This is a genomic window from Williamsia sp. Y844 (genome assembly GCF_056786475.1).
Map to the genome: position 1 here is coordinate 1,588,277 of NZ_JBXCJB010000001.1, position 23,148 is coordinate 1,611,424.

A 23,148-nucleotide genomic window follows, 5' to 3' on the forward strand; every position below is an offset into this window, starting at 1 on the left:
CATGACAGTCGAGTGGGCGCGGGCCGGGTGCACGCAGATTGTCGATGGCGTGCACCGGATTCCGCTGCAGATGCCGCAGGACGGGCTCCGCGCGATCAATGTGTACGTGCTGGAGACCAGCAATGGACTGGCCCTGATCGACGGCGGCTGGCACCGGCCCTCGACCCACGATGAGCTCTCCGCAGCACTCGCCCAGATCGGGCGCAAGCCGTCGGAGATCCACGACATCTATGTCACCCATGTGCACCGCGATCACTACACATTTGCCATAGAACTCCGGCGCTGCCACGGATCTCGGGTACATCTGGGTCGCGCCGAGGCCCCTGGGATCGATGCGATCAAGCGACTACGCAGCAACGTCCCCGAGAGTTCGATCCGCGAGTTGCATCGAGCCGGCGACACCGCCATCGCCGAGCAGGCCTATCGGAGTTCGATCGACGAGCCCTTCGCCACCGACGACTGGGAGCTGCCGAACACCTGGCTCTCCCCCGGGCCGATCGACATCCCGGGCTATTCCATGACCGCGGTACACACACCCGGTCACACGAAGGGCCACATGGTCTTTCACGATACTGAGCGCGGCGTCTGCTACACCGGTGACCACGTCCTGCCGACCATCACACCGTCCATCGGATTCGAACTCGGCGACTGGGAATTACCCCTGGGCCAGTATCTACAGTCGTTGACGATGCTGCTCGACGAACCCGAGTGCACCATGCTCCCCGCGCACGGTCCCGTCGGCAGCGATGTGCACACACGCTGCTTGGAACTGTTGGCCCATCACGCTCGCCGCCTCGACCAAACCCTCAGTGCTGTCGTTGAATTAGGGCCAAGCGTAGGCCTCCGGATCGCCCAGTCCCTGACGTGGACACGTCGCGAACGACGCTTCGCCGACCTGGATTCTTTCAATCAGATGGTCGCGACGTGCGAAACACTCGCCCACCTCGACGTGCTGGTCGACCGCGATCTGCTCTCGGTGACCAAGAACGACGGCGTTGATACCTTCAGCATCCGCTGAGTGGTTCACGCGTGCATCTGTTGTTCTGAAATGGGTGTTGGTGACGCGCAATCCAGCGACGCCACCACTTGTCGGTGGGTGCTGATAGAGCTGTTTCATGACGTCGGGGGTGGCAGATCTGATCAACCGTATCGAGGGCATGGCCCTTGATGCGGAGGAGGTCGTTGCTGTCCGTGAGGTGTTGTCCCGCAAACTCGTTGACATTTCTGCGCCATCATCTGCGGGTTTCGGCAGCGCAGGCCAGCGGCCGATCGAAAAGAGCTGAGCGCGTCGGTGATTGGCACACACCCTCGGGCGAGGTGATTGCACCGATCTATCCGCATACTGCTGCAGCATTGCGTGACGGCGCGATCGGGGTAGCACATTACAACGTGATCCACGATGTGTTGATGGCCTTGCCGGGCACGATCCGCAGCGATCTACCAACTTGGTCCGAGGGTGAACGTTTGATGGCCGATGCGGCGCGGACGATGGACCCCGATGAACTGAAAAAGGTTGGTCTGCACCTACATGCGCATCTGAACCCCGACGGCGAGTTCGACGACAGCGACCGTGCGCAGAAGCGGGAGTTGCCGGTATCCAAGCAGGGCGCAGATCATATGGCCGGGATCAAAGGCACTCTCGACCCGGCGACCAAAGCGCTGTGGGATGTCGTCGCGGCGAAGTGGGCGGCCACCGCGGCCTACCCGCACAGGTCATCGTGACGATGACGTTGGAGCAGCTCGAACAAGAAACCGGTCTGGCCACCACCGCCTCTGGTGGGGTGTTGGCCGTCAAGGACGCCCTGAAGTTGGCCGGGGTGAGCCGCAAGTTCCTGGCGTTGCTCGATGACAAACATCGCCCGCTGTATTTGGGTCGTGAAGAACGGTTGGCCACAGCAGATCAACGGTTGGCGTTGATCGCCGCGGAGCGGGGCTGTTCGCGTCCGGGCTGTGATGCCCCGGCCTCCGAATGCGCGGTCCACCACATTCGGGAGTGGGCCAAGGGAACCCGGACAGTGACGCTGATGCGCAATGGTTCGTGCAGCGTGCGCGGGCAGTGTTCGAGGAGAAAACCGTCGAGCCGCAAGAGTTCGCAGTCGATCTCGGCTGGCCCGATACCCCCTGGCGCTACGCTGCCTGAAACCCTTGTTCAGTCAGCAGTCCAGCCGCCGTCGACGTACATTTCCGAACCCGTCACGAAGGTCGAATCGTCGCCGGCCAGGAAAGCCACCATCGCAGCCACCTCCGAAGCTCGGCCCAGACGTCCCATCGGGGTGTGGGCAACCATCGAACGATACCGATCGGAGCCCGCGTAGCGATCCAGCAGCGGCTGGGTCTCGATGAAGCCGGGGTGCAGCGAGTTCACCCGCACACCCTTCGTCGCCCAATGCAGCGCAGCATTCTTCGTCATCGTCCGCACAGCGCCCTTTGCGGCAGCGTAGGCGAAGCTGTTGCCCAGCCCGCCCACGCTGCCGAGGATCGAACAGATGTTGACGATCGAGCCGCCGCCGGTCTGCTCGATGACCGGGCCGGCATGCTTCATCCCGAGCCAGGTACCGGTCTGGCTGACCGCGATGACACGGTTGTATCGCTCGAGGTCCTCGTCGACCACGGTCTCCAGGCTCCCGATGGCGCCGTTGTTCACCAGTGCGTCAAGATGTCCGAACCGCTCTGAGATCGACTCGATGACACTCTGCCACTGCGCTTCCTGCGTGATGTCGAGTGCAATTGCCTGGTGCCGCTCAGGAACATCCTGAGCCGCCACCAGTGCCTCGCATGTCAGCCCGTCCACATCGGTGGCGACCACGTGAGCGCCTTCCGAGGCGAGACGAGCAACGATCTCGATACCGATCCCGCCGGTGGCCCCCGTCACGAGGACCACCTTGTCGAGGAGTCGAGTGTTCATCGAAGTCACTGTCTCTGAATCCTTTTCCGTCATAGCTTGCCCGCCTGTCTACAGCTTGCCCGCCTGTCTACAGCTTGCCCGCCTGTCTACAGCTTGCCCGCCTGTCTACAGCTTGCTCAGTACGTTACGTCCGCCGAAGAGCATTGCGACCGCAACACCCACGGTGGTCACCGCTGTCATCAACAGTGCCATGGCGGCCACGAGCGGGTACGACCCGTTCTGCCACATGTCGTAAAGCAATGTGCCCATCACCTGCGTTGTGGAAGCCCGCACGAGCAGGGATGCCGCGAACTCGTGGGTGAGCAGGATGAAGATCAACGCAATCGCACTGAAGATCGTCGGACGCATGAGCGGCAACATGATTCGCAGTGTCGTCACCATCGGTGAGGCACCACTGGTTGCCGAGGCCTCGGTGTAGGTGTTGCCCAGCGACAGCATCGAAGTCATCTGCATGCGGACCGCGAACGGCAACATCAAGACCACATACACCAGGATGATCACCAGTCGAGTGCCGTACAGGATGAACGGCGGCTCGGTGTACACCATCAAGAAGCCAACACCGAAGATGACAGCCGGAATACCCATCGGCAGCGCGGTGATCAGATCCGCGATCAATCCCAAGATCTTGAAACGACGGCCCCGCACAAGGAGATTCGCTATCACATAGCCGATCGGAATACAGATCGCCACGGCTCCGATGGATGTCACAACGCTGGTGATGACCGATTCCACGATCGAGTTCGTTGCGAACAGTTCTTTGTAGTTCGCCAGCGTGAACAGATCCCAGCTCAAAGATCCCGACCAGTACGGCGTCAGCGAGACGATGATCAGGCCGATCAGCGGCAGCACCAGCGCGAACAGGGAGAAGATCGCGATGACCGCCGCCGACCAGGTCCCACGTCCGGCGGGGTTCACAAACGACTTGCCGCCGTGCGTGACAAACCGCGACTGATTTCCGAGCAGTCCCTTCTGGATCAGGACAACTGCGAGACCGAAGATCACCAGCGGCGAGCCTGCGGCCGCTGCGGCGGCGAAATCCGAAGGCGATTGCGACACCCGCTGGTACATCTCGGTGGTGAGAACTTTGACGCCGCTGTTCTGACCGAGCATCAACGGTCCGGTGAACTGACCGAGCCCGAGCAGCAACGCGATACCACCACCGTAGATCAGCGATGGACGCAGCAGCGGGAGAACCACTTTGAAGAAGATCCCGAATGTCGACGAACCACTGATCTGCGCGGCCTCGAGATGTTCGGAGCTGATGTTCTGCATGCCCGAACTGACGAACAGGTAGACAAAGGACGTCAGGCTGAAGCCGGTGAGGATGATGATCCACGGCACTGTGTAGACGTCGATGGGTCCGGAGTCGAGACCGCTCCACCACGGAAGCTTCCGAAGGAGCACGTTGAGGTATCCGGGTCCCGGGGAGAGCAGGAATGCCCAACCGACGATGTTGGCCACCGAGGGCATGACGATCGGGAGGATCGGAATGATCTTGAGCCAGCCCAGTTTCGCCGGTAGGCGACTGGCCGCGTAGGCCAGGAGGGTGCCCAGCACCAGAGCGATCACCAGCGAACCGACAGCAAGTGCGCATGTGGTCCACAACGTCTTGGCGATGTCATAACGACCGTACTGCGACTTGTAGCCGGCGGCACCATCTTCGAACGCCAGCATCTGCAACCGGACCATCGGCAGCACCACCAGGTATCCCAGGACTGCCAGGAGTGCGATGTATCCGATCCGGGCGCGCCAGTGCGACGGGATCGTCAGCGACCGCGTGGGGGTCGCTACGGCGGCAGTGGTCATGACGACATACTCCCGCTGCCTGCCGCGACGAGATCCGAGGCATTCGCCGATGAGCCAGTCGGATCTCCGTAGACACGCAGGCTGTCCGGCGAGAAGCTGATGACCATCGGGGCGCCGGTCGACGTCTGACGCAACCGCGATCCATGATCAGAAGCCTTGGCGCGCAACGACAGCTTCTCGGTTCCGGTCTTGACCATCACGTCGAAGTACCGGCCACCGTATTCGTGATCCACCAGCTCGGCATGCAGTGCGACATTGCCTGCGGGCACATCCGAGAGCGACTCGTGCAGGAAGACGTCGTCCGGACGGAACCTGGCGACGGCGTTCTCACCCTCATCGGCCCGATCACGCACCACGGCACCGCTGAGATCGATGATGTCGCCGGCACTGGTGATCCAGCCTTCGTGACCACGCTTGAGTTCGAGCCGGTTGCCCATTCCGATGAAGGCGGCAACGTACTCCGACGCCGGCTTCTCGAAGACGTGTTCCGGGGCGTCGTACTGTTCGATCTTTCCCGACTTCATGATCGCCAACCGGTCACCCAGGGCAAAGGCCTCGGCCTGATCGTGTGTGACGAAAACTGCTGTGAATCCCAGCTTCTGGTGCAGTTGGTGAATTTGCGAACGCACCTGGTCGCGCAGCCGAGCATCGAGGTTGCTCAGTGGCTCGTCGAACAGCATCAGGTCGGGCTGGGCAACCAGTCCGCGGGCCACCGCAACGCGTTGCTGCTGGCCACCACTGAGCTGGGACGGGTAACGGTCCAGGAGGGCACCGCAATCGACCATGTCGGCTGCGGCCTCGACGGCGCCGTCGGAGATCGCCTGCTTCAGCTTCCGAACCTTGAGGGGGTACTTGATGTTTTCGCGGACAGTCATGTGCGGCCACAGCGCGTACGACTGGAACACCATGCCGATATTTCGTTTGTGTGCAGGCACATTGAGCTTGGCATCGGAATCGAAGACCATCTTGTCGCCGAAAGCGATCGAACCGCCCTGCGGGGTCTCGAGCCCTGCCAGACAACGCAGCGTGGTCGTCTTGCCACAACCGCTGGGTCCGAGGAGTACCAGGAACTCACCCTCCTCGATGTCCAGGTCGAGTCCATCGACCACCACATTCGATCCATAGGTCTTGTTCAGCCCGGAAACTTTGAATTGAGAGGTCATTTCGCGACTCTTTCTGTCGAGATCTTCGGTGTCCGGACTCCGGCCGCCTGACCACCGTCGATGATCAGGTCCGTTCCCGTGATGTAGGCGCTGTCGTCGGTGGCGAGGAAACGAATCGACTTGGCCACTTCTTCTGACGATCCCCGCCGCTGCATCGGAATGCTCCGCACGTAGGCAACGGTGTCATCGGCAGCAAAGTCCGGCACGGACGTGATCTCGGTTTCGATGCTGCCCGGGCAGACCGCGTTGACCCGGATACCCCGGTCTGCGAGTTCGAGTGCCGCAACCTTTGTCAGTGCGCGCACACCCATCTTCGCGGCGCCGTATGCGCCCAGTTCCGCGGTGGCCAGAACGCCACGCAGCGACGCCAGGTTCACGATGGAGCCACCGCCGACCATGGCTTCGGCGGCGGCCTTGATGCCGAGGAAGGTACCGACCAGGTTGAGGTCGATCATCTTCCGGAACCCGTCCAGCGACGTGTGCTCGAGCGGCGCTTTGATGGCCGCACCCGCGCTGTTGACCAGGACGTTGAGCACGTGGCCACTCGCGGCCATGGCCGATGTGACCGCAGCCCAATCACTTTCACTGGTCACATCGAGATGGAGGTAGCAGGCGTTCGGCCCGAGCGTATCTGTCCGGGCCTGCCCCGCAGCGTCATCGACATCGGTGAGGTACACCGTCGCGCCCTGTGCTGCAAACAGTTCGGCACTCGCGCCACCGATTCCGCCGGACGCACCGGTCACCAATACGTTGAGTCCGCGCAGCGAAGCTGCCGTGTCATCCATCTTCGTAATACCTTTCGGTTCTTGTCCGCAGGGCGTCAGCTCTGGAAGAGCTTCGACCACTCCTGGGAGTACTGATCAACCTTTTCCGGGGTGAGATCGTCGGTCTCGGGAGATGCAATGTCCTGCGCCCGGGCAACAGCACCCGGAATGTCGGGGAGAACCGCGGCGTAGCCGTCGTTCAGAGCGGTCTGTCCTTCTACGGTCACCAAGAAGTCTGCGAGCACCTGGGCCGCGTTCGGATGCGGGGCACCCTTGAGAACCTGTGTGTACCAGGGTGTTCCCCACGGCTTGGCCGGCAGCGCCCAGTCGACCGGGGCTCCGGCGCTGACCTCGGTCACCAGGGGCTGAACCGAAGGACTGACCATGACCTCACCCGAGGTCAGTGCCTGGGCAACACCGAGGGCACTGGGGTAGACGCGGGGATTCAGGGCAGCGATCTGCTTCCAGTAGTCCTCGCCGTAGTTGGCGGAGAAGAAGCGGTACATGTCGACGTACGAGGCGATTCCGGTCGGGTTTACGATGCCGATCTTGCCCTTGTAGGCGGGATCGATGATGTCGTCGGGAGTGCTCAACCCACCCGGGACAGCGGTGGTGTTCCACCCCATAGAGAAGACTGCGGCGCTGGTGAGGAAGAAGCGATTGTTGATGACACTCTTCTCGGGCTCGAACGCCGGAGCTTCGAGAGCCGGTCCGACGAGTTCTGCGGAGTACGCGCCCGATTCGGCGGCCGTGTTGATCCACGACGCGTCGGTGAGCATGTGGACGTCGGCGGTGCCTTTGCCGGTCTTGCTCTCGGTCTCGACCCGGGGGTTGATCTCGGGGTCGGTGCCACGAACGAACTCCATGGTGATCTCTGGATACTTCGCCTCGAATGCCGTCTTGAGAGACTCCAGGTTCGCCGGCTTCTGGCTCGAGTACAGCATCACGCTGCCCTCCTCGTTGGCCGCCGCCACGACGTCGTCCCAACTCCCGTCGACGGCCTGGTTCGACGAGTTCGAAGAACCACCGCAGGCGACGGTCGCGAGAAGGGCGAAGGCCGTGGCCGCAGCGCCCAATGCCCTGGAAAAGGTTTTCATGTTCCTGGTCCCTTCGGACTCGACGATGAGCCTTCGACGTGGAGCGGAAGTCCAGGAGTCACCTTCCTGAACTGATTTCAGTTTGAAAGCTACTGTTCCTCCGCTGTGGTGTCAATCACTTCTCGGAAATTGAAGTGAATTTGTTTCGGATGCCCTATAGCGGCGGCATCGGCCCCGCGGACCCCGGATTCATCTCCCACCGAACGGTGGGTCAACACGCGATCAGGACGCCGTGGCAGCCGCGGTGAGCCCGAAGACCAGGGCCGAGGCGATACCACCGGCGTAGGCCCCATGCCACAGGCCGCCGGTATCAGACCCGGCCGCAAGCAACCCCGGGATCGGAGCGCCTGCGGCGTCGAGGACTCGCGCCTGGTCGTCGATCAGGATCCCGTGAAACGGGAAGGTGACGGCCGGGACCGTCTCGATGACGTAGTACGGCCCCTCTGAGAGCGACTCGCGATCCCGCTGCCGTCCGGGCGTCAGGTCCTCGCCGTTATCGGCGGCCCGATTGAATTCGGCGATCGCAGCTCCGATGGCGACGCCGTTGTAGCCCCACTCTTCAGGTAGGTATTCGAGCTCATCGAGGTCTTCGGCCATACCCACCCGGCCACCGCGCTTGCCTGCCAGCTCGAACTTGTCGAGCGCAACGGCACCTTCGACGTAGGACGCGAGCATCCAGTCACGGTGCACGCGCGCATCCGCGATCAGCAGCCCGCGGCCCTCCGGCTGGTCGAGAAGAGCCATCGTCGTCAAATGATCGCCGAGTGTCTCGTCCACGAAGCGCTTGTTATCGAGGTTGAACAGCAACGCATGCTCGCTGTAATAGAGAGACATGTCGACGAAGTCGGCCGGGTCCGCGAGTTCCACACCACTGGGGATCAGGTGTCCATAAAAGCCGACGTTGTCCGGACCGGCGGCGGCACCAACGGCCATCGCCAGCCGATAGCCTGCACCACAGCTATTCGGGTTTGAGCGCAGCTGCATCTTCCCGGCACCAGGATGGACGTGTTGGGCGAGTAGCTCTTTGTCGCCCTGGAAACCTCCGGTCGCGAGCAATGTGTTCGCGGCCGAGATCTCTCGCGACTCACCGAGACCAGTTCGCACGAGAGCGCCGGTCACGACTCCGTCGACGCTGAGAAGGCTGTCGGTCTCGGTGCGGAGCAGGACCTCACCACCGGCATCGATGACAATGCGACGGCACGTGTCGATGTAGTGGTTGGTGTCGAATTTGTGGCCCTGTCCCCCGAAGCTCAGGATCCGTTGGGCGTCGTCAACGTCGATCCCGACCGAGCGGATCCACTCCACACCCCCAGGAAAGCGGTCGACCAGAGCATGCTTGAGCGCCGTATCTCCGTGCGGATTCTCTGCATCCATCACCTCACGGGTGGGAGCAGTCCAGGCATAGCCGGCAAACCGCGCCGATCCGCCGACGTCCCCGCCGACCTCCAGCAGACAGACCCTCTTTCCGCACGACGCGGCTTTGGCGCCTGCCGTCAATCCGGCCATTCCGGCACCGACAATCAGAAGGTCAAAGGCTTCGTTGGACATACGCTCCTCTACTTTCGCCCGCCAAGAGGCCGGCAGCTGATGGCCCGTCGGCAGCCACGCAAAAGCGGGTAGACCAGGCCACACGGAAACAGAACTGATTTCGGTTCAGTAAGATTTTCACGATTCGTAAGCGGTGTCAATCACCAGTCCACCAGATGCGAGGCCTACTGCATACAACGCTTGCGTTGTGGGGTGGATCACCCTAAGCTGAACCGAATTAACTTCAGCTTTCAGAAAGAGGACGCCCCGAAATGAATCGCAACTTCATCCGCGCTGCGGTGGCGGTCGCCGCCGTTGCCCTGACGCTGACCGCGTGCGGTAGCAGCTCGTCGGGTACTTCTGAGCCTGTCTCCGGCTCGTGGGACGACGTCGTCGCCGCGGCCAACGAAGAAGGCAAGGTCACGATCTACTCGACGCAGGCCGCGCCCCGGCTCGCAGCGCTCGAGGCAGCATTCGAATCCGCCTATCCGGAAATCGATCTCGAAGTGGTCCGAGGTGTCGACGCCGATCTGCTGTCCAAGATGGACGCCGAGAGCAAGTCCGGCAAGGGCATCGGCGACCTCGCCGTCATCACCGACGTCTCATGGATGCAGGCCAATGAGGACTCGGACGCCGCAGTCCCGTTGATCGGGCCGAGTTTCGACAACCCCGACTATGACCGCGACGCGAGCATCCTCAACGACCGCTTCTTCCTCGAAGGCGCCGTCCTTCTCGGCTTCGGCTGGAACACCGGCCTGCTGCCGACCGGCATCTCCACGCCTCAGGATTTCCTGGATCCGGCACTCAAGGGCAAGGTCGGCATCGTCAATCCGGCGACCTCGCCCACGTACCTGGACTACTACTCACATATCGAGAAGTACTACGGCGGACGCGAGATCCTGGAACAGATCGCAGACCAGAATCCCCGCATCTACCCGAGCAACCAGCCCCTGGCCCAGGCGATTGCGTCCGGTGAGATCAGCGCCGGGCTGATGGCAGACCCGATGTTGCCCAACAAGGAAGCCGGCGCACCGGTCGAATGGGCCGCGGGCGAACATGTCTGGGGTGCCAAGTGGTACGGACTCGCACTGGGTACCGCGCCGCATCCGAACGCCGCACAGGTCCTCGCCGACTTCATGGTCACGGCACCGGGGCAAGAAGCCACGTCCGTCGGATACAGCTCGGTGCTGCCCGACATCGAAGGTTCGCTCGCTTTGGCCCAAGAGGTACCGGACCAGAACACGGATGTGACCGTCGGAGACGGCGCAGACAAATACCGCGACGAACTCGAGCAGATCTTCAACTGACACAACCTCGCCCGCGTGCAGCCGGTTCCGGCAGCACGCGGGCTTTGTCGTCCCGGCCGGGCAGTGCCGGGGCGTTCGACATCAACTGAAAGGCAGAAGATGACCGACAAGCAGTTCGCCGGCAAGATCGCGGTTGTGACCGGCGCCGGATCCGGCATCGGCGCGGCGACGGCAAAGGCACTCGCCGATCGCGGCGCCCTGGCCGTTTACCTGTGCGATGTGAACAAAGCCGCCGCGGAGGCGGTTGCCGCCGAGATCGAGGTCGGCCAGGCCATCGGACTCGACGTCAGCGATTCTGCCGCGGTGGCCAATGCCTTCGGTGCGATCATCGCCGCACAGGGACGCATCGACGTGGTTGTCCATGCCGCCGGTGTCGACGACCCGAAGAGCAAGCAGCGCATGTACGACGCCGCCGAAAAGGGCGAACCGATCGACATCCTCTCCCATCTCGAGGACGACGACTGGCGGCGCGTCATGTCCATCAATCTCGACGGCACGTTCTACGTACTGCGTGAAGCCGTGCGTGCGATGAAGCCGGTCGGGATGGGATCGATCGTCACCATCGGATCGTCATCCGGGTTCGACACCCTCATCGGGTACCCGCACTACGGTGCGTCCAAGGCCGGCGTGCACGCACTGAGCCAGTCCGTGGCCAAAGAGGTTGCTCCCTTTGGCATTCGCGTGAACACCGTGGCACCGGGGCCAGTGGACACCGGCATGGCGGCCCGCACCCCCGCACACTTGCGCGAAGCGATGGCTTCGAGCGGCGCCCGCGGCTATGCCACGCCCGAAGAGCTGGCCGACAACATCCTGTATCTGGCATCCGACGCCGCCGTGAACCTCGTGGGCGTTGTCCTGCTCAGCAACGGTGGTCGGTTCACGGTCTGAGAACCGCTGCACCACAAGTGAATCCGTGCGCCCTCACGGGGTCTTCGGTTCGACCAGCACCCGCGTCCGCGGTTCGGTCACCAAATACTCCGTGAGGAGCGTGCGCAGCCGGTACTCCGGCACGGTGAGCCGCTCGGTCTCCTGGGACCGATACTCCGACCAATCCTTGAACATGCAGTACTCGACGAAGGTGTCGGACGAATCCGCAGACGTGGCCAGCGTCCATCGCCTGGCACCGAGTCGAAGGCGTGAGCGTCGGAGCTCATCCATCGCCTCGACGAACCCACTCGCACCTTCTGGGATCACCCGATAAGTGGTCTCGATGATCACCCACTTGCCCTCATGCCCGGGCGGTGGAGCAACCGGGGCCGGAGCCTGCGCGAGGTCTGGAGCGATCTGATCACTGGGCATGATCCCGCGCCGGATCACCTCAACCGCCGAAATGGCCATCATCAACGCGGACAGCAGGATTGCCGTACGCAGACCGACCACGTCGGCGAGTACACCCCACAGCACCGCACCCACGGCCTGACTGCCCTGGAACATCAGCATGATGAACGCGATCACCCGCGCCTTGATCCATGGCGGCACAGCCGCGTGAGTTGCGATCATCCACGTGCTCTGGACACCCACCCAAGCTGCCCCGACAACCACCAGCAGGGCGAACATGACGCTGAACCAGGGCACCAACGCCAGGCCTGCGAGCACAATCGCATACGCCCCGGAGCCCAGCGCCACAAAGTGATTCCAGCTCATCCGGGCCCGCACCGGCATCAGCGCAACGGTACCGAGTACCGCCCCGACCCCGATCGCCCCGGAGAGCACCCCGAACTCGAATGTGGTCACCTGTAGCCGCTCGTGTGCCACGATCGGCAACAGGCCCCACAGGCAACTCGCCGGTATTCCAAACATCGTCAGCCGCAACAGCAGTCGGCGAGTCCATCGGGAATGCCGGATGAACCGCAGGCTGCCACCGACTGCTTCAGACACCGATCGGTGCGGGTCGGCTCGTCCGATATCGCCGGGAACATTCCATGCCGAAATCGCCGTACACAGCGCAAACAGGACCGCGATCAGCACAAATGCCCATGTCGCACCGAACCCGGCCAGGACCGCGCCCCCGACAACCGGTCCGACTGCCCGGGCTCCGTTGAACACAGCGCCGTCGATGGCCGGTACCACCATCAACATGTCTCGAGTGACGATGTGGGGTAACAACGCCTGCCAGACAATGGCAACCGAGGCCAGCCCGGCGCCTGCGATGAACACCGCGCTCATCAGAACGGGTGTCGTGGCCATGCCGAGTTCTTCCAGGACAGCCAGCAAGATCGATGCCGCCAACAGAACGAGCGAGGTCCCGACAAGTAGTGACCGATGGCTGACGAACTCGGCAATCGCGCCCAGTGGCAGGGCCAACAGAAAGAACGGGAGGCTGGCAGCAAACTGAACCAGCGATACCGTTGCCGCCGATTCGCCGGCTTCGGTGAGCGTCCATTGGACGGCGAGCACGAGAATCCAGACCGCCACACTTGCGCTCAGCGAGAAGCCGAGCATGTTGCGCAACCGCCGCACACGCAGTGGCGCAACAAGGCTCATCGTCTGAGCGCTGCTCATCATGTTCCAACTCCGTTGATCGGTCCCGTTTGAACTTAGTTCAGGTGACACCGAGTGTGTGCTACTTTCGGGCAAATACCCAAACTGAACTCACTTTTGTTCGGCGGATATTGCATCTCACTCAACGGAGGTTCGCCATCACCACTGCAAACCGGATCGTCTGCCTCGCGTCGGCCCCCACCGGAGCTCTCACCGCTGAACACTTCTCGATCGTCGAAGTAGATGTTCCAGAGCTCACACCCGGGCAGGTGCTGGTGCAAAATACCTGGCTGTCGATCGATCCGTCGATCCGAATCCGCCTGGGCACCAACGCTCCGGCCGGGTACCTACCTCCGCTACGAGCAGGTGATCCTCTCGCGGGTTTGGCACTGGGAGTGGTGGTCGAGTCCCGCAGCCCCGACTTCGCTCTCGGTGACCTGGTCTCCCACATGCACGGCTATCGGGATTACGCCGTGGCCGATGCCGGGGTCGCCGGTGCGCTGGGTGGAGCCGGAGCACTGACCAAGATCAATACCGGAGGCCTTGAGCCCCAATGGTTCCTCGGCCCGCTTGGCAGCTCAGGACTGACCGCGTACGTCGGTTTGTTCGAGATCATCGGCATCAAACCCGAAGAAACACTGTGGGTTTCCGCTGCCGCCGGCGCGGTCGGAAGCATCGCCGTGCAGTTGGCCAAGCTACGCGGTGCCACCGTTGTGGCATCAGCCGGAGGCTCCGGCAAGGTCGCCCAGCTCACCGGACTCGGCGCCGACCACGCATTCGACTACCGCAGTGGCGATCTTCCCTCGCTCGTGGCCGAGGCCACACCCGGCGGGATCGACGCCTACTTCGACAACGTCGGTGGTGATCATCTGGCTGCCGCGCTCGACAATCTGCGCGAACACGGCCGCGTTGCCATCTGCGGAGCGGTGTCCACCTACGACACCGACACACCCACTCCGGGCCCTTCGAACCTCTTCCAGATAACCGCAAAGAGTCTACTACTCCGTGGTTTTCGCGCTGGTTCGTACAACCACCTCTACAACCAGGTGCGCTCAGAGATCGCGCAGCACCTCACCGACGGCACGATGAGTCACCAGGAGTCGGTGTTCAACGGATTGGATCAAGCGCCCGCCGCGCTCGTCGCAATGCTCAACGGGCACACCACCGGAAAAACGCTATGCCGACTCGATTGAGCCGGCATAGCGCAGTGCTCTGGGCTCAGCCCACAAACAGCTTCTCCCACTGCTCCTGATAGCGGGAGATCGCCTCCGGCGTCAGCGAAGCGGTGTCAGGGAATGCAATATCCTGCGCCCGTCCAACAGCTCCCGGGATATCCGGCAGTACGCTGCCGTACCCCTTCGACAGAGCCACCTGGCCATTGGTGGAGACGAGAAAGTTTGCCAGGACCTGGGCCGCATTCGGATGCGGTGCCGAGGTCAGCACATGGGAGTACCACGGCGTCCCCCACGCCGGATCCGGCAGAATCCAGTCGACGGGAGCGCCGGCCTCCATCTCGCGGATGAGCGGCTGCACCATGGGTGTTGCCACGATCTCGCCGGAAGCGAGCGCTTGCCCGATAGCCAATGATCCGGGATAGATCCGCGGCTCGAGTGCCGCCAGATCTTCGTTGAACTGTCCATCGCCCCAGTTCTTTTCAAAGAATTGGTATTCATCGACGACCGCCGCGAAACCGGACGGGTTGACCACTCCGATCCGCCCACGCAGAGCCGGATCGAGCAGATCTTCCGGAGCCCGCAGGCCTTGCGGAAGTTCGTTGATGTTCCACCCGAGCGCCATGATCGCAGCGCTGGTCAGGAATAGTTTGTTTCCGAGCACACTGCTGTCGCGGTCATAGGCCGGATCATCGAACGCGGGGCCGACGATGTCCACCGAGTACGCACCGGAATCAGCGGCGGCCTTGGCCCATGCGGGATCGGACAGCATGTGCACATCAGCGATGCCCTTGCCGGTCCGGTTTTCCGCCTCCACCCGCGGGTTCGTCTCTACGTCAGTACCGCGCGTGAACTCGAGCTTGATTTCTGGATACTCCTGCATGAAAGCAACTTTCAACGCTTCCAGGTTCTCCGGATGTTGCGTGGAGTAGAGGTGAACGCTGCCCTCTTCCTTGGCAGCGGCGACGATGTCATCCCAGTTCCCTTCCACGGGACCGGAGGCCGATGTATCACCCCCGCACGCCGTCGTGAAGACCAGCGCACCGGCGACGCCGACCGCAATCGTTGTTCTGGCAAGCAATTTCAACGTGACCTCCAGATGACCGTGGCAGACACCGATGGCTGCCACGTGACGAGACTCGGATAATCGAGACACAAACTGACATCAGTTCAAGTAACTTAGCCGACTAGAATTCGTGATGTCAATCACGATGCGGATCACGTGAGATTGCCATCACGTCACAGACGATCGTCTCGAGAAGCTTCAGCGAGGGTGGTACAACGTGACCTCGCTGGCCTTGATCACCAGGTACACCTCGTCGTCGGCAACCAGGTCGAGATCGGCGACAGCCGCCCACGTGATCGCTGCAGCGACCGCCTGGGTACCTACACCGGTATCCACCCGCGCCAGATCACCTTGCGGAACGATCCGCGTGACAACGGCTTTCACGACGTTTCGAGGACTTCCCGTCGGCGGTGTCCGGTAGATCGCGACCGCGGTCGGCGAAAACGCGGCCATGACCGGGTCACCGACGGCCAGCCGGGTATCGGCCATCCCGGTGATGCCGAAGACCCCGGCATCGAGGGCATCTCCGTCCCAGTGCCCGGCAACAAGATTGAGTCCGGCCAATTGCGCGGCAAACTGATTCGCCGGACTGGTCAGCAGTTCACGCACCGGACCACGGTCCACGACCTTGCCGTCGCCCAAGATGATCGCCGAGTCGGCCAGGGTGACCGCATCGGCGATGTCATGGGTCACGAGCATTGTGGTGCGAGCACGGTCCGCGAGGATGCCTCGCATCAGCACCCGGATACGCTGGGCCACATCGATGTCGAGCGCACTGAACGGCTCGTCGAGCAACAGGAGCGCCGGATCGGCTGCCAGAGCCCGGGCCAGCGACACCCGCTGCGCCTGCCCGCCGGACAACTGTGACGGTTTGCGGTCTGCCAGGTCGATCGCATCCACTGCTTCCAGCCACCGCTGGGTTCGCGCGCGCACCTCGGCGCGGGGCAGTCGTGCCGCCGCCGGAGCGAACGCGACATTTTGCCGAACGGTCAGATGGGGGAAGAGCATGCCCTGCTGCGAGAGCATCGCGACACCACGCTTGTGCGGCGGGACAAACACTTTCGGGCCGACGAGTTCACGCCTGCCGACGGTTATCGTCCCCATTGCGGGTTTGAGCAGACCCGCCAGCAAGTTCATGAACGTACTCTTGCCTGCGCCGTTCGGGCCCAGGACAGCCACCGTGGCACCGGCCGGAACTGTCAGCTGCAGGTCCAGAAACGGGACGTCACTGCGTAATTCGGCAACAAGATCCCCGCTCATATCGCAACCGCCCGATGAGAATCGCGCAGGTGCACGGCGATGACCACAAACAGCGCCACCAGTACCAGCACCATCGACAGCGGCAGGGCCTTTTCCGGTTCACTGATCGATTCCACGTAGATCGCCAGCGGCGCGGTCTGGGTGACCCCCTGCAAGTTGCCCGCGAAGGTTATCGTGGCGCCGAATTCACCGAGCGCACGCGCAAAGGCCAGGACCATCCCCGAGAGCAACGCCGGAAACACCAACGGCATGGTCACTTTCCACAGGGTGTGCGTCGGCGATGCCCCCAATGTGGCCGCCACCTGTTCATACCGGTTGCCGACGCTGCGTAACGCCCCTTCGAGACTGATCACCAGAAACGGCAACGCCACGAAGGTCTGAGCGAGGATGACCGCCGTTGTCGAGAACGCGATGTCGATGCCGATCGCCACCAGATGTTCGCCGACCAGGCCGAACTTGCCGAAGGCATAGATCAATCCGATACCACCGACCACCGGCGGCAGCACCAGTGGTAGCAGCACCACCGAGCGCAGCAGCCGAATGACCACACCGGTACGCCGGGCGAAAACGATGGCCATCGGCACACCCAGCACGATGCACAACACGGTGCTGATCATCGCGGTCCGAAGGCTAAGCAACAGTGCATCCCGTGAGACATCAGAGGTGATGTTCTCCCAGAAGTCACTCCACGGCGTGTTGGCGGCAAGGGCGATCGGCGGCAGCATGACCAGGGCCACGCCTATCGCGGCCGGGATGTACAGCCAGGCCGGAACCGATTTCAGCCCACTGGTTTTCAATTGGCAGGACCAAAGCCCATCGACTGCAGCAACGCCGCACCCGGTGTCCCGAGCACCATGTCGACGAACCGCTTCGCTGCGTCTTTGTTCTTGCTCGCAGCGACGACACCGATCGGGTACGCGTTGACCACCGAGGCAAAGGCGGGATCGGACACGGCAGTCACCGTATCGCCGGCACCGGTGGCGTCGGTGACGTACACCAGTCCCGCATCCGCCTGCTTGGTCTGCACTTTGGTGAGCACGCCGGTGACCGCGGTTTCCTCACTGACCGGTTTGATGTCGATACCGGTGTTCTCCTCGACCTTCGCGGTGGCGCTGCCACACGGCACGTCGACCGCGCAGATCACTGTGCTGACATCAGGTTTCGTGAGATCTCCCAGGCTTTGTATGTTCTTCGGATTGCCCGGTTGGGTGATGATGGTGAGGATGTTGGTGGCGAAGATCTGCGGATCAGTCACCGCGTCACCGAGTTTCGCCATGTTCTTCTCATCGGCGGTCGCGATCACATCCGCTGGTGCACCCTGCTGGATCTGGGTCACAAGTGCCTGAGATCCGTCGAAGTTGAACTTCACCTCGATATTCGGGTTGTCCTCGGAGAACTGCGTCGCGAGGTCGGTGAAGCTCTTCTTGAGTGATGCCGCGGCGAACACGGTGAGCGTGATCTTTTCCGTGCCGGATGCAGTCCTACTGCCAGTTGAGCTGTCATCGTCGTTCGACGAACACCCCGCCAGAAGCAATGCTGCCGACAACAACAGAGCGAACGCTGCGATGATTCTGGACTTCATTCGGCGGGTCTCGTTTCGACGATTACGTTTGTGGCCTTGACGACGGCAGTTGCCACCGAGCCGGGTTTGAGGTCGAGTTCGCGCACCGCATCGGTACTCATCAATGAGGTGACCTCGAACGGACCGCATTGCATCGTCACCTGACTCATCACCGGATCCGACTTCACCTCGGTGACCAGTCCGACAAAGCGGTTGCGAGCAGACCGCGCGACGGGCGCATCGGATGAGGACAGCACCGGCGCCCGCTCACTGGCGAGTTTCGCCAACTCGGCACCGTCGACCACCTGGCGACCACTTGCATCGCTGTGTGCGGACAGTTCGTCCGAAGCGATCAGTCGCCGGACGGTGTCGTCGCTGATCCCCAGGAGTTCGGCGGCTTGGCGGATTCGCAGCTCGGTCACCCACTGAGATTGATCCGCTGCTGCGGTTCTGTCAAGCCTCTGCTTCCGCAGATGCGGAACCCTCTCGTCGCGATGAGTTTTCGCGCGCACCCTGGTCTATGCCTGTGAAGCTTTCGAATCCACCGCCAACGAGGAGACCAACACCATGCCTGCCATCGATTCCCAATCCGACGGCGTTCCCGTCTGGTTCGACCTGTCCAGCTCAGAGCCTGTCGCCGCCGCGAAGTTCTACGGAGAACTGTTCGGCTGGGACTGCACCGAACCCGCCGAGCAGTTCGGCGGATACGCGAACTTCACCTACCAGGACAAACTCATCGCCGGAATCGGTCCGAAGATGGCACCCGACACACCGGACTTCTGGGGGATGTACTTCCAGACCTCCGACATCAACGCCTCGGCGAAAAAGGTGACCGAAGCAGGTGGGAGCATTCTCGTCGAGCCGATGGAGATCCCCGAACTCGGGACGATGGCCATCGCCACCGACCGCGGCAGCAACCCGGAGACCACGCCCGGACTCAATCCCCATGGCGCGGTATTCGGCTTCTGGGAACCGCAATCCCACAAGGGTTTCCAGCTCTCCATGGAAGTCGGCGCCCCCTGCTACTTCGAACTCCAGACAACCGACTTTCCAGCGGCCGTCAAGTTCTACCACGATGTCCTCGGCAATTCCGTGGTCACGGTCAGTGACACCGACGAGTTCCGCTACAGCCAACTGGCATTCTCGGACCAGGGACCGGGCGAGGGACACGCGGGGATCATGGACGCGTCGAAGTACCTGCCGCCGGAGGTGCCATCACACTGGTCGATCTATATCGGTGTCGAGAATGCGGACGCAACCGCGGCCAAGACCGCTGAACTCGGCGGCACCGTGGTCCAGGCCCCCGAGGACACTCCCTACGGACGTCTTGCCGCCATCGGCGATCCCTGGGGCGCAATGATCAAACTGCATCAAGTCCTCGAATCCTGATCGCACCCGTCGGACTTTCTTCATCCACCACGACATGACGGGTAAGGGATCACGCTCTGCCCTTGACTTCATGTCCACTTGAAGTCGGAGGATCGGCATCGACACCTTGCCAACAAACAATAAGGGGAATCCCAGTGTCAGTACTTGGCAGCAAAACCACGGCCCTCGACAATAAAACCACTGGCCCTGTGTCGGACCACGTCGCTACCGTTGCGGACATGACCTCCACCGCCATAGCAACCGACTACGCCATCGAAGCCATCGACCTGGTCAAAGAGTTCGATGGGGTCCGCGCTGTCGACGAGGTGAGCTTCACCGTTCCCCCCGGCTCGGTCATGGGCCTGCTCGGCCCCAACGGCGCAGGCAAGACCACCATCGTGCGCATGATGACCACTCTGAGCAAGCCGACGTCGGGCACCGCGAGAATCGCGGGCTTTGACGTGATCGAGAATCCCGACCTGGTGCGTAGCCGGATGGGTCTCACCGGCCAGGCGGCCACCGTCGACGAGTTACTGACCGGCCGCGAGAACCTGTGGATGATCGGCAGCCTCTACGGTCTGCCCCGTAAACAGGTCCGGCGTTCGGGCGATGAGTTGCTCGAACAGTTCTCGCTGAGTGACGCCGCAGATCGAGTGGTCAAGACCTACTCCGGCGGCATGCGCAGGCGCCTCGACCTCGCGGTCAGCCTATTGGCGTCACCGCCGGTCCTGTTCCTCGACGAACCGACCACCGGCCTCGATCCGAGAAGTCGCCAAGAACTCTGGGACGTTCTGCTGTCGTTGGTGAAGCAGGGCACCACCCTCCTGCTCACCACGCAATACCTCGAAGAGGCCGACCAACTCGCCGACGACATCGTTGTCATCGACAAGGGCAAGATCATCGCGGCAGGCACACCGTTGCAGCTCAAGGAGCAGGCGGGCAAGGCCAGTCTGGTGCTGACCGTGTCGAGATCCGGCGACCTGCCCGAGGCGACGCGCCTTCTCCGCGAGAACAGCGGAGAAGTATTCGTGGACGAATCGGCCAGGCAACTGACAGCCGCCGCCAACGGGATCGCCGACCTGACCAAGATCGCCGGAATCTTCGAACGCAGCGAAATCGAGGTCGACGACATCGGACTGACCCGCCCCAGTCTCGATGACGTGTTCCTCTCACTCACCGGGCATCGCGCAGAAGATGCCGACACCGAGGAGACCAACTGATGACCACCACCGCCGCAGGCACCGCCGGCAAGCAGGCCACCCGCGATTTCACAGTAGGACGCCCCGACCTTCTGCGGGAATCATTGGTCATGGTGCGACGCAACCTCATTCACACCAAACGCCAGCCCGAGATGCTGTCGGATGTGACGGTGCAACCGATCATGTTCGTATTGCTGTTCGCATACGTCTTCGGGGCATCGATCAATCCCGGTTCGGGTTTCGACTACAAGGAGTGGTTGCTGCCCGGGATCATGGGCCAGACGATCGCATTCTCCGCTTTCATTGTGGCACTTGGTCTCACGAACGATCTGGACAAGGGCATCATCGACCGGTTCCGGTCGTTACCGATGTCACGATCATCGGTGCTTGTCGGCCGATCGGTGGCCGCGCTGATCCACTCATCGATCGGCATCGTGGTCATGGCCATCACCGGACTGCTGATCGGGTGGAGTATCAACGAGGGATTCCTCAAGGCAGTCTTGGCATTTGCGCTGGTGTTGCTGTTCGGTTTCTCGATGATCTGGTTCGGGATCCTCATCGGCTCGATCATGCGGTCACCCGAAGCGGTCAACGGCGTCATGTTCACATTGCTGTTCCCGATCACGTTCCTGTCCAACGCATTCGTGCCGACCGCCCCGATGCCGTCATGGTTGCGGACCATCGCCGAGTGGAACCCCATCTCGGCACTGGTGCAGGCGATGCGTGAACTGTGGGGCAATGGTCCGACTGCTCCGCCCGGGGCACCCTGGCCACTGCAGAATCCTGAACTGGCAACGGTCCTGTGGTCGGTGGCATTGACCCTGATCTTCGCGCCATTCGCCTTGTTTGCGTACCACAAGCGCACCACCGACTGACCAACCAAACCGTCGAATCAAACCGTCGAATCAAACCGTCGAGCGTGCCCTGATTACCGTTGACCGTGCCAATAATGCGGCTACGCAGGTGATTTCGGCCCGCTCGGCGGTGAGTTACGCGGTACGTGCGAGGGCTTCGATGGGATCGCTGTAGATCGCATCGAGTGAGACCGCACCGGCGGCCTGTTGCTGAACTGTTGCCCCGGAACGTGAGACGCGAACGTCGCGTCGCGGGGCGACGGAGGTTTCACGGACGGCCTGGGCGACCATCGGAAGCGTCGAAGGCGCATCGGTGAATGCCTGGCCGCCGAGGACAACGTGGTCGGGATTGAAGATGTCACCGATCAGACCAACTGCACGACCCAAGACCGTTGCACGCTCGGCCAGGATCGCCCGGGCGAGTTCGTGTCCCTCGGCCGCCAATTGGTGCACCTCGTCGACGTTGGCGATCGCAAGCCCGGCAGCGATCGCGGCATCGACGATGCCGGTGTCGCTGACCGTCGACTCGAGCTGCCCGGTCCCCGTGGGATCGAGCAGTTCGGTCTTCCCGACCGGGAAGTGCCCGATCTCCGGCGGTCCGCCTGCCGGTGTGTAGACGCTGCCGCCGACGGTGAACGCGATACCCACCGATTCACGGGCGTAGAAGTACACAAAGCTGCCGCCCTCTTCAGCCGGGTCCACCAGCAGTTCGGCCTGGGGGTTGAGCAGCAGTTCAGCGGCAGCCATGGCTTCCACATGTGAGGCCACCGAGATCGGCAGACCGATGACCGATGCGAGCACCTCGCCGACCGGGGCGGATTCCCACGCGAGTCGTGGGTGGGTGTTGCGGCCGGCCTTGTCGACCCGACCGGCAAGCGCAACGCCTGCCCACAGCATTTTCTTGTTCGGCCAGCGAGACAAGAAACGTTTGGCGCTCAGACCAATCGACGTCAGAGTCTGTTCCGGTGTGTCCGCGACCGGCGTCGGGATCTGAATGGCACCGACAACTCGGTGAAAGAGGTCGTGGGTGGTGATCGAGGTGACCTTGAGGCCGATGTGGATGCCCACGGTCAAGAAATCGGCGGTGTTGAGCTCGAAAGGCAACCGTGGGCGCCCGATGGCGCCTGCCGGGGCCAGATCGGCGCGCTCGCGCAGCAGACCGGACTTCAGCAGCGCGCTCACCTGCCGGTTCACGGTCGAGATACTCAGTCCCGAGGCACTGGATGCGGCATCCCGGAACACCGGTCCGTGAAGGCGCGCTGCCCGCAGCACAACCGCTGCCGGCTTGGTCGACAGATGCAGCTGCGGGTTCGCGATGTAAATCTTGGGTGCCTTCTTCGGGCCGGGAACACCCAGCGGACGGGCAGGGCGCCCGGGTGCGGTGACGCGGGAACCGACCAGAGGTCGCGACCCGCTCCGCTCGGACGGACGGGTGACGGTGGAGCGAGTGGTGGTGGAGCCAGAAGTGATGGGGTGATCAAGTGTTGCAGTCATCGGATGTCCTCGTCGAATGATCGCACCTGGAGAACCAATGGGTTCGCCAGGGCGGGAAGTTGTCAGATTCGAAAATGCCGCGAGCGCGGCGAGATCAGATCAGGACATTCGACAACAGAGGACG

At 62.5% G+C, this 23,148-nt stretch carries 22 protein-coding genes and 1 pseudogene; 10 read left to right on the forward strand and 13 right to left on the reverse strand.

Annotation, left to right across the window (positions count from 1 at the left end):
- Nucleotide 1 precedes the first annotated feature (1 nt).
- The 4 genes and pseudogenes from AC1TQG_RS06995 to AC1TQG_RS07010 all read left to right on the forward strand — a co-directional run bounded on the left by AC1TQG_RS06995 (nt 2) and on the right by AC1TQG_RS07010 (nt 2,140).
- Nucleotides 2-1,018 (forward strand): MBL fold metallo-hydrolase, encoded by a 1,017-nt coding sequence (locus tag AC1TQG_RS06995; protein WP_482136207.1) that lies wholly within the window; start codon nt 2-4, stop codon nt 1,016-1,018.
- A 97-nt stretch (nt 1,019-1,115) separates the two neighbouring features.
- Complete coding sequence (locus tag AC1TQG_RS07000; protein ID WP_482137347.1) at nt 1,116-1,283, forward strand: hypothetical protein; 168 nt, start codon at nt 1,116-1,118, stop codon at nt 1,281-1,283.
- A pseudogene (locus AC1TQG_RS07005) lies at nt 1,216-1,859 on the forward strand (DUF222 domain-containing protein); the annotation flags it as partial. The gene AC1TQG_RS07000 and the pseudogene AC1TQG_RS07005, both read left to right, overlap by 68 nt.
- A 134-nt stretch (nt 1,860-1,993) precedes the next feature.
- Nucleotides 1,994-2,140, forward strand: coding sequence for a hypothetical protein (locus tag AC1TQG_RS07010; RefSeq protein ID WP_482137348.1), 147 nt, complete (start codon nt 1,994-1,996; stop codon nt 2,138-2,140).
- A gap of 9 nt (nt 2,141-2,149) precedes the next feature.
- On the opposite strand, the gene AC1TQG_RS07015 is transcribed toward AC1TQG_RS07010, so the two are convergent.
- The 6 genes from AC1TQG_RS07015 to AC1TQG_RS07040 form a co-directional block, all read right to left on the reverse strand.
- Nucleotides 2,150-2,905 carry an SDR family NAD(P)-dependent oxidoreductase gene (locus tag AC1TQG_RS07015; protein ID WP_482136208.1) on the reverse strand — a complete coding sequence of 252 codons (756 nt, stop codon included), beginning with the start codon at nt 2,903-2,905 and terminating at the stop codon, nt 2,150-2,152.
- 105 nt (nt 2,906-3,010) lie between these two features.
- A complete protein-coding gene (locus AC1TQG_RS07020) occupies nt 3,011-4,711 on the reverse strand; it encodes an ABC transporter permease (protein WP_482136209.1) in 1,701 nt (566 codons plus the stop codon).
- Nucleotides 4,708-5,874 carry an ABC transporter ATP-binding protein gene (locus AC1TQG_RS07025; protein WP_482136210.1) on the reverse strand — a complete coding sequence of 389 codons (1,167 nt, stop codon included), beginning with the start codon at nt 5,872-5,874 and terminating at the stop codon, nt 4,708-4,710. The genes AC1TQG_RS07020 and AC1TQG_RS07025 overlap by 4 nt, the downstream gene beginning before the upstream one ends.
- On the reverse strand, nt 5,871-6,659 hold the full coding sequence (locus tag AC1TQG_RS07030) for an SDR family NAD(P)-dependent oxidoreductase (protein ID WP_482136211.1): 789 nt from the start codon (nt 6,657-6,659) through the stop codon (nt 5,871-5,873). The genes AC1TQG_RS07025 and AC1TQG_RS07030 overlap by 4 nt, the downstream gene beginning before the upstream one ends.
- A 35-nt stretch (nt 6,660-6,694) precedes the next feature.
- Nucleotides 6,695-7,735 (reverse strand): ABC transporter substrate-binding protein, encoded by a 1,041-nt coding sequence (locus tag AC1TQG_RS07035; protein ID WP_482136212.1) that lies wholly within the window; start codon nt 7,733-7,735, stop codon nt 6,695-6,697.
- A gap of 222 nt (nt 7,736-7,957) precedes the next feature.
- Entirely contained in the window at nt 7,958-9,283 is a 1,326-nt protein-coding gene (locus AC1TQG_RS07040; RefSeq protein WP_482136213.1) for an FAD-dependent oxidoreductase, read from the reverse strand.
- Between the two features lie 251 nt (nt 9,284-9,534).
- Between AC1TQG_RS07040 and AC1TQG_RS07045 the strand changes: the two genes are divergently transcribed.
- Nucleotides 9,535-10,569, forward strand: a complete 1,035-nt coding sequence (locus AC1TQG_RS07045; protein WP_482136214.1) for an ABC transporter substrate-binding protein — start codon at nt 9,535-9,537, stop codon at nt 10,567-10,569.
- A 99-nt stretch (nt 10,570-10,668) separates the two neighbouring features.
- Nucleotides 10,669-11,457, forward strand: a complete 789-nt coding sequence (locus tag AC1TQG_RS07050) for an SDR family NAD(P)-dependent oxidoreductase (RefSeq protein WP_482136215.1) — start codon at nt 10,669-10,671, stop codon at nt 11,455-11,457.
- 33 nt (nt 11,458-11,490) lie between these two features.
- Here AC1TQG_RS07050 and AC1TQG_RS07055 read toward each other — a convergent pair whose 3' ends face one another.
- Nucleotides 11,491-13,074 carry an MFS transporter gene (locus AC1TQG_RS07055; protein ID WP_482136216.1) on the reverse strand — a complete coding sequence of 528 codons (1,584 nt, stop codon included), beginning with the start codon at nt 13,072-13,074 and terminating at the stop codon, nt 11,491-11,493.
- Between the two features lie 107 nt (nt 13,075-13,181).
- Between AC1TQG_RS07055 and AC1TQG_RS07060 the strand changes: the two genes are divergently transcribed.
- On the forward strand, nt 13,182-14,243 hold the full coding sequence (locus AC1TQG_RS07060; RefSeq protein ID WP_482137279.1) for an NADP-dependent oxidoreductase: 1,062 nt from the start codon (nt 13,182-13,184) through the stop codon (nt 14,241-14,243).
- A gap of 25 nt (nt 14,244-14,268) precedes the next feature.
- Here AC1TQG_RS07060 and AC1TQG_RS07065 read toward each other — a convergent pair whose 3' ends face one another.
- The 5 genes from AC1TQG_RS07065 to AC1TQG_RS07085 form a co-directional block, all read right to left on the reverse strand.
- The gene (locus tag AC1TQG_RS07065; RefSeq protein ID WP_482137280.1) at nt 14,269-15,309 is read right to left on the reverse strand and encodes an ABC transporter substrate-binding protein; all 1,041 of its coding nucleotides are present in this window, start codon (nt 15,307-15,309) and stop codon (nt 14,269-14,271) included.
- Nucleotides 15,310-15,486: 177 nt separating this feature from the next.
- Nucleotides 15,487-16,548 carry a sulfate/molybdate ABC transporter ATP-binding protein gene (locus AC1TQG_RS07070; RefSeq protein WP_482136217.1) on the reverse strand — a complete coding sequence of 354 codons (1,062 nt, stop codon included), beginning with the start codon at nt 16,546-16,548 and terminating at the stop codon, nt 15,487-15,489.
- Nucleotides 16,545-17,345, reverse strand: a complete 801-nt coding sequence (locus AC1TQG_RS07075; RefSeq protein ID WP_482136218.1) for an ABC transporter permease — start codon at nt 17,343-17,345, stop codon at nt 16,545-16,547. The genes AC1TQG_RS07070 and AC1TQG_RS07075 overlap by 4 nt, the downstream gene beginning before the upstream one ends.
- Nucleotides 17,342-18,130 carry a molybdate ABC transporter substrate-binding protein gene (modA, locus tag AC1TQG_RS07080; RefSeq protein WP_482136219.1) on the reverse strand — a complete coding sequence of 263 codons (789 nt, stop codon included), beginning with the start codon at nt 18,128-18,130 and terminating at the stop codon, nt 17,342-17,344. Before modA ends, AC1TQG_RS07075 begins: the two co-directional genes overlap by 4 nt.
- Entirely contained in the window at nt 18,127-18,531 is a 405-nt protein-coding gene (locus tag AC1TQG_RS07085) for a TOBE domain-containing protein (RefSeq protein ID WP_482136220.1), read from the reverse strand. Before AC1TQG_RS07085 ends, modA begins: the two co-directional genes overlap by 4 nt.
- 145 nt (nt 18,532-18,676) lie before the next feature.
- On the opposite strand from AC1TQG_RS07085, the gene AC1TQG_RS07090 reads away from it, so the two are divergent.
- The 3 genes from AC1TQG_RS07090 (at nt 18,677) to AC1TQG_RS07100 (ending at nt 21,551) form a co-directional block, all read left to right on the forward strand.
- Nucleotides 18,677-19,498, forward strand: a complete 822-nt coding sequence (locus AC1TQG_RS07090; protein ID WP_482136221.1) for a VOC family protein — start codon at nt 18,677-18,679, stop codon at nt 19,496-19,498.
- 218 nt (nt 19,499-19,716) lie between these two features.
- Nucleotides 19,717-20,697, forward strand: coding sequence for an ATP-binding cassette domain-containing protein (locus AC1TQG_RS07095; RefSeq protein WP_482136222.1), 981 nt, complete (start codon nt 19,717-19,719; stop codon nt 20,695-20,697).
- Entirely contained in the window at nt 20,697-21,551 is an 855-nt protein-coding gene (locus tag AC1TQG_RS07100; protein WP_482136223.1) for an ABC transporter permease, read from the forward strand. The genes AC1TQG_RS07095 and AC1TQG_RS07100 overlap by 1 nt, the downstream gene beginning before the upstream one ends.
- Nucleotides 21,552-21,665: 114 nt before the next feature.
- Here AC1TQG_RS07100 and AC1TQG_RS07105 read toward each other — a convergent pair whose 3' ends face one another.
- A complete protein-coding gene (locus AC1TQG_RS07105; protein ID WP_482136224.1) occupies nt 21,666-23,024 on the reverse strand; it encodes an ROK family protein in 1,359 nt (452 codons plus the stop codon).
- Between the last annotated feature and the right edge of the window lie 124 nt (nt 23,025-23,148).

Bases quoted from the DNA above. Each gene is read 5' to 3' on its own strand.
- AC1TQG_RS06995 (WP_482136207.1), top strand. From the start codon at position 2: ATGACAGTCGAGTGGGCGCGGGCCGGGTGCACGCAGATTGTCGATGGC.
- AC1TQG_RS07000 (WP_482137347.1), top strand. From the start codon at position 1,116: ATGACGTCGGGGGTGGCAGATCTGATCAACCGTATCGAGGGCATGGCC.
- AC1TQG_RS07015 (WP_482136208.1), bottom strand. From the start codon at position 2,905: ATGAACACTCGACTCCTCGACAAGGTGGTCCTCGTGACGGGGGCCACC.
- AC1TQG_RS07020 (WP_482136209.1), bottom strand. From the start codon at position 4,711: ATGACCACTGCCGCCGTAGCGACCCCCACGCGGTCGCTGACGATCCCG.
- AC1TQG_RS07025 (WP_482136210.1), bottom strand. From the start codon at position 5,874: ATGACCTCTCAATTCAAAGTTTCCGGGCTGAACAAGACCTATGGATCG.
- AC1TQG_RS07030 (WP_482136211.1), bottom strand. From the start codon at position 6,659: ATGGATGACACGGCAGCTTCGCTGCGCGGACTCAACGTATTGGTGACC.
- AC1TQG_RS07035 (WP_482136212.1), bottom strand. From the start codon at position 7,735: ATGAAAACCTTTTCCAGGGCATTGGGCGCTGCGGCCACGGCCTTCGCC.
- AC1TQG_RS07040 (WP_482136213.1), bottom strand. From the start codon at position 9,283: ATGTCCAACGAAGCCTTTGACCTTCTGATTGTCGGTGCCGGAATGGCC.
- AC1TQG_RS07045 (WP_482136214.1), top strand. From the start codon at position 9,535: ATGAATCGCAACTTCATCCGCGCTGCGGTGGCGGTCGCCGCCGTTGCC.
- AC1TQG_RS07050 (WP_482136215.1), top strand. From the start codon at position 10,669: ATGACCGACAAGCAGTTCGCCGGCAAGATCGCGGTTGTGACCGGCGCC.
- AC1TQG_RS07055 (WP_482136216.1), bottom strand. From the start codon at position 13,074: ATGATGAGCAGCGCTCAGACGATGAGCCTTGTTGCGCCACTGCGTGTG.
- AC1TQG_RS07070 (WP_482136217.1), bottom strand. From the start codon at position 16,548: ATGAGCGGGGATCTTGTTGCCGAATTACGCAGTGACGTCCCGTTTCTG.
- modA (WP_482136219.1), bottom strand. From the start codon at position 18,130: ATGAAGTCCAGAATCATCGCAGCGTTCGCTCTGTTGTTGTCGGCAGCA.
- AC1TQG_RS07090 (WP_482136221.1), top strand. From the start codon at position 18,677: ATGCCTGCCATCGATTCCCAATCCGACGGCGTTCCCGTCTGGTTCGAC.
- AC1TQG_RS07095 (WP_482136222.1), top strand. From the start codon at position 19,717: ATGACCTCCACCGCCATAGCAACCGACTACGCCATCGAAGCCATCGAC.
- AC1TQG_RS07100 (WP_482136223.1), top strand. From the start codon at position 20,697: ATGACCACCACCGCCGCAGGCACCGCCGGCAAGCAGGCCACCCGCGAT.
- AC1TQG_RS07105 (WP_482136224.1), bottom strand. From the start codon at position 23,024: ATGACTGCAACACTTGATCACCCCATCACTTCTGGCTCCACCACCACT.